An 11,695-nucleotide genomic window follows, 5' to 3' on the forward strand; every position below is an offset into this window, starting at 1 on the left:
CAGCCACGTCGACGGCTCATACAGCACGCGCAACCGCTCTTAGCTCATCCCATCCTCACTATCACTTCACTCATCATCACTCAAAAAACGAAAACGGGAACAACTCCATTTTAGAATTTTCCTCTTCTCCAGAATGTTGTTCTCTCAACGAGCGATCCGTACATAACTTTTTCGGAACATCCTTATCCTTCACATAGACTAATCGTTGTTTTGGACACTCATTGACTGCAATTCCGCCAGTTTCGATATCGACAATGACACCTTGCACGCCAGAAGGGGGAGGAATGGCTGTGGGGCTGTCCCTTCATGCGCGGCTTCCATGAAATCAATCCAGACTTTTTTGGAGACAGACTTATCTTCCAAGTCCTCGAGCTGTTTGCCGCGGTCGAAGCCTGTCCAGATGCCCGCTGTCAAGGTGGGAGAGAATCCAATTAAATACTGATCGGATATCGTTGTTCCCGACTTCGCTGCATAAGGTCGTGTTTGTTTCGGGCGCATCGACAATCCTGTAGAAGTTAAATAATCATTAAAGACGGGGTCGAACATACCTGTCATTAAATGCGTCAGCACAAACGTGTCTTGTTCCGACATCACTTGCTTCGGTTTTTTTGAAGAATGCTCATATACCAGTTTTCCGTTCGCATCCGTAATCGATAGAATCAATTGAGGTTCGACTTGTTTACCTTTTGACGCAATGCGATTATACGCTGTCGTCATCTCAAGCAATGTCACATCTGAAGTTCCGAGCGCGACCGCTGGGGATTCAGGAAACGCGACATCGACGCCAAGTCGCTGCGCCATTTTCGTATATGGCTTGTAACCGACCTGCTCAAGCGTTTTGACTGCATAAATATTATCCGATATCGCAATCGCCTGTGCTAATGAAATCGGCTTCGCCGCAAATTCTCCGTTAATATTGCTCGGCTCGTAGGTTGAACGACCGTCGTCATACGTAAATAGCGTCTTTTCTGCTGTCATAAAGGTTAACGGATTCATCCCTTTTTCGAGCGCAGCCGCATAGAGAATCGGCTTCATCGCAGATCCCGGCTGACGTTTCGCTTGTGTCACACGGTTGAAGGAGCTATCACCAAAATCCACACCACCGATCATCGACGTGACGAATCCCGTGTCAGCAGCCATAGAAATGAATCCAACTTGCAGATCATTTGCAGGCATCGCTTGTTTAATGGCTTGTTCCGCTGCTTGCTGGTGCTGTTGATTCAACGTCGTTCGGATTTGCCAGCCACCTTCAGCAGGTACTCGCCCTTTAGACGCGAGGATGTCTTCCGCCTGTTGCCATGCAGCATCCAAAAAGTATGGAGCCACTTGTTTCATATCTTTCCAACTCTCTGTCTTCAGCACGATTCTTTCTTCGACCGCGCGTTCCTTTTGCGCAGTTGAAATATAATCATATTCCTCCATTTGATCAAGTACGAGAAGTTGGCGGTTGCGAGAATTCTCTGGGTTATCTAAAGGTGAATAAACGGAAGGTCCTTTTGCGATGGCTGCAATCGTAGCGGCTTCTTCCAATGTCAGCTCTTTCGCGGCTTTGGAGAAATAAAATCGACTAGCCGCTTCCACGCCGTACATTCCATGCCCGAAGTAGACGGTATTTAAATAACCTTCCAAAATCGTATCCTTGTCATAGAAAATTTCCAGTCGATAAGCAAACAGCGCTTCATGGATTTTCCGTGTCCAAGACTTTTCGTGCGTCAAATACAAATTCCGCGCATATTGCATGGTAATCGTACTCGCACCTTGTGCCTTACTCATTGTTTTGACGTCTTTCAGAACTGCACCAGCAAGTCGTTTATAATCGAATCCATTATGTGAATAAAATTTCTTGTCTTCCGTTGCTACAAAAGCTTCCGTAAGAAAAGGGGATATATCGGACAGCTTCATCCAATAACGTCGATGTTGTGAAAAATGATCCCCGATCTGATGTCCACTATGATCGAGGAACAATGAAGCCTTTGGTACGCTCAGTGAAGGAGCACCAAGTACTTGAGCATATATTCGAAGGGCGATTAAGACAGTTACGATTGCAGCTATGGACGTGATCGACAGGGATAATGCAACCCTTTTCCACTTTCTGCGATTTGTTGATTTTATATAATCGGTACGTTTCATTGCTCATCACATCCCGTTCCATTCAGTGTCTTTTGACAGTATGGTACGGTTCTGGACGGATTAAACGGACTGTGAGAAAAGTTTAGATGCGTAACATTGAAACTGGTGTCGGAAGAAGTGTATAATGAGTGGATATATTTACTTAAGGCGGTGAACGAATGGAAGCGCTAAAAATGCAAGTTCAGCTCCGTTCCGTTATTCAACATCCAGATCAGCAAGCAGAAACGCATACGATGCAGGCAACTGGTGAAATCATTGAGAAAAAAGGACAGGCGTATTTATTATTTGAAGAACGAACTGAAGGTATGCCAGCAGTCCGGACGACCGTGAAATTACATGCTGAAGATGCCTTCATCATGCGCAAGGGCGGCGTACAGATGCGATTGCCTTTCAGACAGGATGACATACGCTTCGGTACATATGGCAATGGTCCTGCAGTTATGGATTTAGCCGTTCGTACGAATCAACTGGAGTGGGTACCTGGACGCTTTACGGTAGCGTACGACTTACATTCAGATGAAAGTTTATTAGGGAAATACCATTTGACAATAACCTACTCGGAGGTAACACAATGAATGCAGTAGAGCAGATTCAACATGAAATTAAAGAAGCATTGCACCAAGCCATTGAAAAAGCACAACTAGTAGAAGGTGCAGATATTCCAGAAATCAAACTGGAATCACCAAGAAGTAAAGAAAATGGAGACTATGCAGCGAACATTGCGATGCAGTTGACGAAACTAGCGAAAAAACCACCACGTGCAATTGCGGAAAGTATTCTAGAGAACTTGGATACGACGAACACCGCAATCGACTCTATCGAAATTGCTGGACCTGGTTTCCTCAATATCCGTTTGAAAACAGACAGTCTTGGAGATATCGTGAAATCTGTCCTTGACCAAGGAGCGGATTACGGACGTTCAGACAGCGGACAGCAACAGAAGATCCAAGTTGAATTTGTCTCAGCAAACCCAACAGGCGACTTGCACTTAGGGCACGCACGCGGGGCTTCACTAGGGGATTCATTGTGTAATATTCTCGATAAAGCAGGCTATGACGTAGCGCGCGAATACTATATCAATGATGCGGGTAATCAAATAAATAACTTAGCGTTATCTATTGACGTTCGGTATTTCGAAGCGCTTGGATTAGAAAAAGAAATGCCAGAAGACGGCTATCGCGGTGCAGATATCATCACAATCGCAAAAGGCCTCGTTGAACAATATGGCGACAAGTACGTCCATGTGTCAGAAGAAGAGCGACTTGCATTTTTCCGTGAGCACGGCTTGAATATCGAATTGGACAAACTGAAAAAAGACTTGGCAGATTTCCGCGTTCATTTCGACCACTGGTTCTCGGAAACATCTCTATATAACAACGGCAAGATCGAGGTTGCGCTTACTAAACTTCGTGAAAATGGCCATGTCTATGAAGAAGACGGTGCAACTTGGTTCCGCTCGACTACATTTGGTGACGACAAAGACCGTGTACTGATCAAACAAGACGGTTCATTCACATACTTAACTCCGGATATCGCTTATCATCAAGATAAACTGAGTCGCGGATTTGATAAACTCATAAACATCTGGGGAGCAGACCATCATGGCTATATTCCGCGTATGAAAGCAGCGATTCAAGCACTTGGCTATGATCGCGATACGCTAGAAGTAGAAGTGGCGCAAATGGTTCAGCTGTATAAAGACGGAGAAAAGTTCAAGATGAGCAAGCGCACAGGAAAAGCGGTCACACTACGTGAACTCGTAGAAGAAGTCGGCCTAGACGCTGTACGTTATTTCTTCGCGATGCGCTCAGGTGATGCACAAATGGACTTCGACTTGGACTTGGCTGTTTCCAAATCCAATGAAAACCCTGTGTACTACGCACAATATGCGCACGCACGTATTTGTTCGATCTTGCGTCAGGCGAAAGAGCAAAACGTAGTGGCGTCGACAGAGAACGTCACGCTATTGCAAGATGAAAAAGAATTAGAGTTGTTGAAGAAGCTTGGAGATTTCCCAAAACTCATTAGCGACTCGGCTCGCATGCGTGCACCGCACCGTGTGACGACGTATATCCAAGAGCTAGCAGCAAGCTTCCATAGTTTCTATAATGCGAACAAAGTGTTGGATCCTGAGAACAAGGAGCTTTCCGAAGCACGCTTGGCTTTGATTACGGCAACGAAAACGACGATTGCGAATGCGTTGAAATTGGTAGGCGTCGAAGCACCTGAAAGAATGTAATATATTGAAAGTGGCCAAGCGGGTTTACTGCTTGGCTTTTTTGTTTTCGCTTTTTGAGGAGGAAGGGGAGAGCAACGTTTCGCTGCGTTCCAGGCGGACGCGTTCGGGAGGGCTCATCGCGGCCCCTCAGGAAAGCGTCCCCCTGCTGGAGCCTCACTCCCAAACACGTTTCAATCTCCGCCTACCCCCTGTACAACCAACACTATTATCGCTATAATAAGTCATAATTACATATCTTTCGAAAAGGTTCTCTAATTAACGAGATGAAAAGCGAAATCGGTTCAAATCCGATGCGGTCCCGCCACTGTACGTGCTATGCACAAGCCAGGTCACCTGCCTTTTTAAGAAAATGAAGTTCCGCAGCAACCTACGAGGATAGGTACAGTGGAAGAAATCACACCCTGATTTCATCCCACCTCATCCTTCGACCTATCGAAGGGTTTTTTTAATGTCTGCGGATCGCGTAATGAAACACACATATCAAAGGAGGAACACACATGAAGAAGTTTTGGCAACTTTTGCTGATGGCGATGCTTGCGGTACTTGTACTTGCAGCATGCGGCAACGACAGCAAAAAAGAAGAAACACCGGCAGATGAAAATCCAGCTGGCGAAGAAACGAAAACAGATACACAATCAACGGATACAACAAGTTATCCATATACGCTGACAGATGCAGCGGGCGAAGAAATTACATTGGAACAAGCACCTGAAACTGTAATTTCATTAATTCCAAGCAACACAGAAATTTTATTTGGTATCGATGCAGGAGATAAAGTAATCGCTGTAACAGAAAACGATGACTTTCCTGAAGAAGTAGCAGAACTTGATACAGTAGGGGACTTCACGGTCAATGTGGAAAAAGTGATTTCATTGCAGCCAGAAGCAGTATTTGCACACGAAATGATGATGGGTTCAAGTGAAGAAGGTTTGAACCAAATTCGTGACGCTGGCATTCCAGTGATCGTCGTTCCGAATGCGGGTACATTTGACGAGACGTATGCATCGATTGAAATGATTGGTGAAGTGATGGACAAAAATGCAGAAGCTAATCAAATCGTCGAAGATATGAAAACAAAAATTGCAGATATCGAAAAGAAAGCAGCGGATATTACAGACAAGAAGCGCGTGTTTGTTGAAAACTCCGATGCACCTGAGATCTATACACCAGGAAAAGGGACGTTCCCACAGCAATTCTTGGATATGATTCACGCTGAAAACATCGTGACAGAAGAAGGTTGGATTATGATCAGCCCTGAAACGATTGTAGATGAAAATCCGGATGTTATTTTGGCTATGTATAGCTACGTTCCAAACGTTGTAGAAAATATTAAAACGCGTGACGGGTTTGATGCGGTGACTGCGATCAAAGAAGATCAAGTCATTCAACTGGATGAAGATATCACAAGCCGTACAGGTCCACGTTTAGCTGATGGATTAGAATTATTTGCGAAAGCAATCTATCCTGAGGTATTCGGTGAATAAAACCGCTCTCGCCTATGTCGTGTCGATTGCCACATTGCTTGTGGCAATCTGGCTCGGCGTATCGATCGGTACAGTGAAAATACCAATAGAGACGCTATGGAATCATTCAGATGCGACTGCAAGTAATATATTGTGGAAGATCCGGATGCCGCGTGTATTACTGGCAGGAATTGTCGGTGCATCACTTGCTATTTCAGGAGCCGCTTTCCAAGGGCTACTGAAAAATCCATTAGCTGATCCTTACACCCTCGGAGTGTCATCCGGTGCCTCTGTCGGCGCCGTGATCACACTCTTTTTTGGTATTTCGCTACCGGTACTTGGCGCATTCACCTTACCCGTATTTAGTATGATCGGTGCCGCAGTGACGATGTTTCTAGTAATCGGTTTCGCGCGTCTGGTTGACCGTTCAATGAAAATGGAAACGATTATATTAACAGGAATCATATTTGGTTCATTCCTTGGCTCGGTACTGTCGCTGATGATTGCATTAACGCAAGAAGAACTCCGCCAAATTGTAGGTTGGTTGCTTGGTAGCGTATCGATGCGTGGATGGAAATATATTACGATGGTTCTGCCATTTTTCATCATCGGATCGTTCATGTTGTGGCTGAATCGTCGCGAATTGAATGCTTTACTATTTGGTGAAGAACGTGCGCATCACCTTGGAGTCAATGTAAAACAACGTAAGTTAATGATTCTGCTTGGTGGTTCGGTGTTGACGGGTTCTGCCGTGGCGGTGTCGGGAACAATTGGCTTCGTCGGCTTAGTTGTACCGCATATGACACGGATGCTTTGGGGTTCCGATCATCGACACGTTCTACCGTTATCCTTATTCAATGGGGCCTCGTTACTCATCATTTGTGATCTTGTAGCACGAACGATTATTTCGCCGGCTGAATTACCGGTCGGTGTCATTACGGCATTCATTGGCGCTCCGGTGTTTGCTTATATCTTTTATAAACAGCGTAGAAAAGGAGCGATGTGACCATGTTGCAAGTGGAAAATTTATCGGGAGGCTACGGCAAGGAACCGATTGTGCGAAATGTGTCGTTCCACGTGGAAAAAGGAGAAGTTCTTGGGATTTTAGGTCCGAATGGTAGTGGTAAATCGACGTTATTGAAGATTATTTCGGGAATTTTGCCGAAACAAAGCGGCAAGGTAATGATAGCTGGAAAGCCTTCTGGTGCGTATACACAAAAGCAATTTGCCCAACAAGTAGCGGTCCTTCCACAACTCCATGCCCATGCGTTTTCGCATACAGTGAAAGACACCGTGGCACTCGGCCGTTATCCATATCAGTCAGGAATTTTCTCGAGTTGGTCGGAGCTGGACGAGCAAGCTGTACAGGAAGCGATGCACCATACAGGCGTCACACGATATGAAAATACTCCAATTGAATTATTATCAGGGGGCGAGCAACAGCGCGTATTCGTTGCCCAAGCACTCGCTCAGCAAGCGCCTATTTTATTATTGGATGAACCAACGAACCATCTTGATATCGCGCACCAGCAACAATTGCTCGATACAATCCGCAATCAAGCAAGACAGAAGGGGATCACGGTCATCTCGGTCTTTCACGACATTAACTTGGCTGCTCTCTATTGTGATCGCTTGTTGTTGTTGAAGAACGGGGAAGTCGCATCGATCGGCGTGCCGCAAGATGTCGTACTCGAACAAGAAATTCATGAAGTGTACAATGCGCGCGTTAAAACACAACCGCACCCCGAAATGCCGAAGCCTCAAATGACGCTATTGCCGAACTTGCAAGAAAAGGTGGAGCTGTTTTGTGTAAAGAAAGCAGACGTTTCGATTCAGCGAGATCACGTATTATTGCAATCAAGCCAGCCGCTGAAGACGATTTCCTCTGCAGTACATAATGCAGGCCTTGGCTGGTACCGGACGTTTGTCAATCGAGGTGTACGTGCGGATTATATGATCGATGATGTACAGCGCGAGAACACCGAATACTTGCGCGCGCTAGGTTATCATCTAACAGACACGGTCGCCATGATGACTGCAGTCAGTCCTGAACATGTTGAAGTCGAAGAATACGAAGGGGAATTCGGTTCAATCGTTGTAGTAGTAACAGCGGGTATTGGAAACGCTGTCGACGTCTCGAAGTCTTGGTTACGAGAAGATATTCCGTACATCGGTACAATCAATACGTGGGTATTCATTAATGGCGAATTAAGTGAGGAAGGGTTCGTTCAGGCGTTGATCACAGCGACCGAAGCGAAAGTGAAAGCACTGCAAGACGAGAAAGTGAAGGATCCCGAGTCTGGAACGCTAGCAACCGGTACATCGACCGACAGTCTGTTGATTGCGTCTACACAGCAAGGAACGTATTTGCCTTATGCCGGACCGATTACGCAACTCGGAAAACTGATTGGTAAAGGCGTTTACGAGTGTACAGTGCGGGCTATTCACTCCTATCGTTTAGCAGTAGGTGATGACAGATGATTCCTGCTCATTTCATTGCGATCGCGATCGGCATGGTGCTCGACCGTCTCATCGGAGATCCACCCAACTGGCCGCATCCCGTGAAGTTGCTCGGTACGACAATTGGAAACTTGACGAAGCTGTTGAATAAAGGTCGCATGCGTACAATTAAAGGTGCCATACTCTGGCTGTTTGTTTGCATGACAACGTTTCTACTCGTGATTTGGCTCGTCAGTATCGCCTATCGTCTTCATTTGCTAGTAGGTATCGCAGTCGAAGCGTTGCTTATTGCGGCAGGACTTGCACAAAAAAGTTTGCGTGATGCAGCGCTTGAAGTTTACAAACCATTACAATCTAAAGGTTTGAAAGAAGCACGTGAGAAACTAAGTTGGATTGTGGGTAGGGATACGAAGAAGCTCGATGAGAGTGAAATATCACGCGCCACGATCGAAACTGTTTCAGAAAACACGTCTGACGGTGTCACCGCTCCGTTATTTTGGGCATTCTTGCTTGGTGCACCTGGCTTATGGCTATATAAAGCGGTCAATACACTCGATTCCATGATTGGCTATAAAGATGAGCGCTATCGTGAATTTGGAAAAGTTTCAGCGCGTATGGATGATCTCTTTAACTGGATCCCTTCAAGAATTACAGGATTGCTTATTCTATTGTTCACTCCAAATGAAGGCGGACATTCATTGAAACAGCGGATTAGCGGTTGGTTAGGTGATGCCAAAAAGCATATGAGCCCCAATAGTGGCTATCTGGAAGCGGCTACTGCTTGGCAACTCAATATTCAGTTAGGCGGTAGTAGTACATATCGAGGTGTAGTATCAAAACGGGCGATACTTGGTCCGGCAGTCATTGCGAATAAAGAACATATCCGCTCCGCTACCTATCAAATGCAACTTGTGTCTTGGACATTCTGGTCGCTAGGCACAGTACTAGGAGGGATTTTCTATGCGATTGCCTGAACATGGCGCGAACAGCAAACGATTATATGCATCAATGAATATTCCCCTGCCTGAAGAAGTGCTCGATTTTAGTGAAAACTGTAATCCGGTAGGGCCACCGCCATCCATAGTGGAGGCTTGGCCAGAATTACTCACTACGCTCAACAGCTACCCAGATCCGGACGGACAGCCTTTCCTTTTTGCGGTTTCGACTTTTCATCAAGTCGAAGAACGACAAGTACTCGTTGGTAACGGTGCAGCGGAACTTCTATCGTTATTGGCTGGGCATTACCAGGGTAAACGGGTGCTGCTAATTGACCCCACGTTCTCTGAGTATCGTGCTACGCTTATAGCGAACGGAGCGGAAGTAGTATCGCTTCAGGCTAATGAGACAGACGGTTTTCAATTGCCCATGCAGCGTATTCTTGAGTCGTTACCAAAAGTGAATGCAATCTATATTTGCACACCGAATAATCCGACGGGGATATTGCCTACAAAAAGTGAGTTACTGAAGATTATAGAAGCCGCTAAAAATAGCGGAACAGACGTCGTTCTGGATGAAGCATTCATTGATTTCGTCGATGAAGCAAAGTCCTTCATTTCGCAAGTGGCTAACTATCCGAACTTGTTGATAGTACGTTCGATGACGAAAATGTACGCGATTCCGGGTATTCGTTTAGGATATTTGATCGCCCATCCTGAGCGTATCGAATCGCTGAAACTGCGGGCGTCACATTGGCATGTGAACGGGCTCGCCGCTGAAATCGGTGTATGGTGTTTGCGTGAAGACGCTTATCGTGAGCAAGCGATTCAACACGCACAAAGAGAACGATTGAAGATGAAACAGTTTTTGCGCTCACATGATTGCAAAGTACTTGATTCCTCAGCAAATTATCTCGTCATGAAACCGAAACAAGATGGGAAAAAACTTTATCACGATTTATTAAAACAAGGCATCGTCCTTCGCCATTCGGAAAACTTCCGCGGGATGGATGGACGCTGGTTACGTATTGGCATGAAGTCCGAAAAGATGATGGACACACTGCGGGAGGCGATGGATCAATGGTTCAAGGAACAGTAACATTCATCAGTGGTGGAGCGCGTAGTGGGAAAAGTGCGTATGCAGAACGTCTTCTTACGGATCAATCAGCAGGCCGTCTTGTCTATATCGCATCCGGCATAGCATCTGATGACGAAATGAAGCAACGGATCGATAAGCATAAAGAAGATCGCCGAGACGCGGACTGGCTTACGATTGAACAACCGAAGAATCTCCATGAAGCGTTGCCGTTTTTGCAACCGGGTGATCTTGTACTTTGGGATTGTCTGACAACTTGGCTCGCCAATGAATTGTACGAAGGGTACGAAGAAGGCACACCTTGCGTTCATCGCCCAGGGTGCTTGGAACAAAAACAGAAACAATTACTTCATACGATTATGCAAATGAACGAAGTCGTCGCTCATCTAGTCATCGTATCTAACGAAGTCCTCGATGAGTGGGTGCGATACGGAGAAGAGACGGAAATCTACCGCCAAACGATCGGCACATTGCATCAGCGAATCGTTGAGCTAGCAGACCAGGCGATTGAGATGGACCACGGGATTCCAATTGTTTGGAAAGGTGAGAAGTTATGAACGGATTAATGATCGTCGGCACAGCTTCAGATGTCGGCAAGACGATGATTTGCACTGCACTATGCCGATTGTTTTCGAATGAAGGCGTTCAAGTAGCACCTTTCAAATCACAAAACATGTCAGGCTTCTCCGAAACACTAGCAGACGGACGTGAAATCAGCCGATCTCAATTTCAGCAAGCAGAAGCGGCTCGCACGGAACCAATTGTTGAAATGAATCCGATATTGATGAAGCCGGGAGAAGACATGAAGGCAGATGTTCTATTTATGGGCGTACCACTCGAGAGGGTAGACGGACAATACTTTCGAAAAGAGTGGTTCGATAAAGGACTCGAAACCATTCAGCAAGCACTAGATTATTTATCCGATCACTACGACATGCTAATTATTGAAGGGGCAGGAAGTACTGCAGAAGTGAATTTGATGGATCGTGAGCTAACGAATATGCGCGTAGCAGAGCTCGCAGATGTACCGGTCCTGCTCGTAGCGGACATTTCTAAAGGCGGTGCTTTTGCATCGATTATTGGCACACTGCAATTACTATCGGAAGAACGACGTCGACGCATCAAAGGTATAATCATCAATAAGTTTTATGGGGACGCCTCTTATTTCGAAGATGGGGTACAGTTCATTGAAGACTATACAGGTATTCCCGTTGTAGGGGTCATACCCATCCTAGAAAACCATGGCATACCAGAAGAGGATATGGACCGGGAGACGCTTCCCGCAATGGAAGGTATAGATGTTTACGAACAATGGGCTACTCACGTAAAAAAACATATCAATTGGCCGTTAATTCAGACCATGTTGGAGTAA

At 45.8% G+C, this 11,695-nt stretch carries 10 protein-coding genes and 1 riboswitch; of the genes, 9 read left to right on the forward strand and 1 reads right to left on the reverse strand.

All coding sequences use genetic code 11. From position 1 onward, the window contains the following. Positions 1–198: 198 nt before the first annotated feature. Entirely contained in the window at positions 199–2,130 is a 1,932-nt protein-coding gene (locus SporoP32a_RS12035) for a transglycosylase domain-containing protein (protein WP_232319524.1), read from the reverse strand. Positions 2,131–2,288: 158 nt separating this feature from the next. Here SporoP32a_RS12035 and SporoP32a_RS12040 point away from each other — a divergent pair, with 158 nt between their 5' ends. The 9 genes from SporoP32a_RS12040 to SporoP32a_RS12080 all read left to right on the forward strand — a co-directional run bounded on the left by SporoP32a_RS12040 (position 2,289) and on the right by SporoP32a_RS12080 (position 11,695). Next, positions 2,289–2,705 (forward strand): YwiB family protein, encoded by a 417-nt coding sequence (locus SporoP32a_RS12040; RefSeq protein ID WP_085428110.1) that lies wholly within the window; start codon positions 2,289–2,291, stop codon positions 2,703–2,705. After that, entirely contained in the window at positions 2,702–4,369 is a 1,668-nt protein-coding gene (gene argS, locus SporoP32a_RS12045; protein ID WP_085428111.1) for an arginine--tRNA ligase, read from the forward strand. The genes SporoP32a_RS12040 and argS overlap by 4 nt, the downstream gene beginning before the upstream one ends. 227 nt (positions 4,370–4,596) lie before the next feature. Beyond that, positions 4,597–4,725, forward strand: a riboswitch (cobalamin riboswitch). Positions 4,726–4,866: 141 nt separating this feature from the next. Then, positions 4,867–5,853, forward strand: a complete 987-nt coding sequence (locus SporoP32a_RS12050) for an ABC transporter substrate-binding protein (protein WP_085428112.1) — start codon at positions 4,867–4,869, stop codon at positions 5,851–5,853. Next, on the forward strand, positions 5,846–6,838 hold the full coding sequence (locus SporoP32a_RS12055) for a FecCD family ABC transporter permease (RefSeq protein ID WP_085428113.1): 993 nt from the start codon (positions 5,846–5,848) through the stop codon (positions 6,836–6,838). Before SporoP32a_RS12050 ends, SporoP32a_RS12055 begins: the two co-directional genes overlap by 8 nt. A 2-nt stretch (positions 6,839–6,840) precedes the next feature. Continuing rightward, positions 6,841–8,313, forward strand: coding sequence for an adenosylcobinamide amidohydrolase (locus tag SporoP32a_RS12060; protein WP_085428114.1), 1,473 nt, complete (start codon positions 6,841–6,843; stop codon positions 8,311–8,313). Further along, the gene (gene cbiB / locus SporoP32a_RS12065) at positions 8,313–9,266 is read left to right on the forward strand and encodes an adenosylcobinamide-phosphate synthase CbiB (RefSeq protein ID WP_085429071.1); all 954 of its coding nucleotides are present in this window, start codon (positions 8,313–8,315) and stop codon (positions 9,264–9,266) included. The genes SporoP32a_RS12060 and cbiB overlap by 1 nt, the downstream gene beginning before the upstream one ends. After that, the gene (gene cobD / locus SporoP32a_RS12070; RefSeq protein ID WP_085428115.1) at positions 9,253–10,326 is read left to right on the forward strand and encodes a threonine-phosphate decarboxylase CobD; all 1,074 of its coding nucleotides are present in this window, start codon (positions 9,253–9,255) and stop codon (positions 10,324–10,326) included. Before cbiB ends, cobD begins: the two co-directional genes overlap by 14 nt. Further along, the gene (locus SporoP32a_RS12075; RefSeq protein ID WP_085428116.1) at positions 10,308–10,880 is read left to right on the forward strand and encodes a bifunctional adenosylcobinamide kinase/adenosylcobinamide-phosphate guanylyltransferase; all 573 of its coding nucleotides are present in this window, start codon (positions 10,308–10,310) and stop codon (positions 10,878–10,880) included. The genes cobD and SporoP32a_RS12075 overlap by 19 nt, the downstream gene beginning before the upstream one ends. Continuing rightward, positions 10,877–11,695, forward strand: coding sequence for a cobyric acid synthase (locus SporoP32a_RS12080; protein ID WP_085428117.1), 819 nt, complete (start codon positions 10,877–10,879; stop codon positions 11,693–11,695). The genes SporoP32a_RS12075 and SporoP32a_RS12080 overlap by 4 nt, the downstream gene beginning before the upstream one ends.

It is taken from the genome of Sporosarcina ureae (assembly GCF_002109325.1).
Lineage (GTDB): Bacteria > Bacillota > Bacilli > Bacillales_A > Planococcaceae > Sporosarcina > Sporosarcina ureae_C.

What these genes read in the sequence shown, in the direction of transcription:
- SporoP32a_RS12035 (WP_232319524.1), bottom strand. Translation starts at nt 2,130, where the DNA reads ATGAAACGTACCGATTATATAAAATCAACAAATCGCAGAAAGTGGAAA.
- SporoP32a_RS12040 (WP_085428110.1), top strand. Translation starts at nt 2,289, where the DNA reads ATGGAAGCGCTAAAAATGCAAGTTCAGCTCCGTTCCGTTATTCAACAT.
- argS (WP_085428111.1), top strand. Translation starts at nt 2,702, where the DNA reads ATGAATGCAGTAGAGCAGATTCAACATGAAATTAAAGAAGCATTGCAC.
- SporoP32a_RS12050 (WP_085428112.1), top strand. Translation starts at nt 4,867, where the DNA reads ATGAAGAAGTTTTGGCAACTTTTGCTGATGGCGATGCTTGCGGTACTT.
- SporoP32a_RS12060 (WP_085428114.1), top strand. Translation starts at nt 6,841, where the DNA reads ATGTTGCAAGTGGAAAATTTATCGGGAGGCTACGGCAAGGAACCGATT.
- cobD (WP_085428115.1), top strand. Translation starts at nt 9,253, where the DNA reads ATGCGATTGCCTGAACATGGCGCGAACAGCAAACGATTATATGCATCA.
- SporoP32a_RS12075 (WP_085428116.1), top strand. Translation starts at nt 10,308, where the DNA reads ATGGTTCAAGGAACAGTAACATTCATCAGTGGTGGAGCGCGTAGTGGG.
- SporoP32a_RS12080 (WP_085428117.1), top strand. Translation starts at nt 10,877, where the DNA reads ATGAACGGATTAATGATCGTCGGCACAGCTTCAGATGTCGGCAAGACG.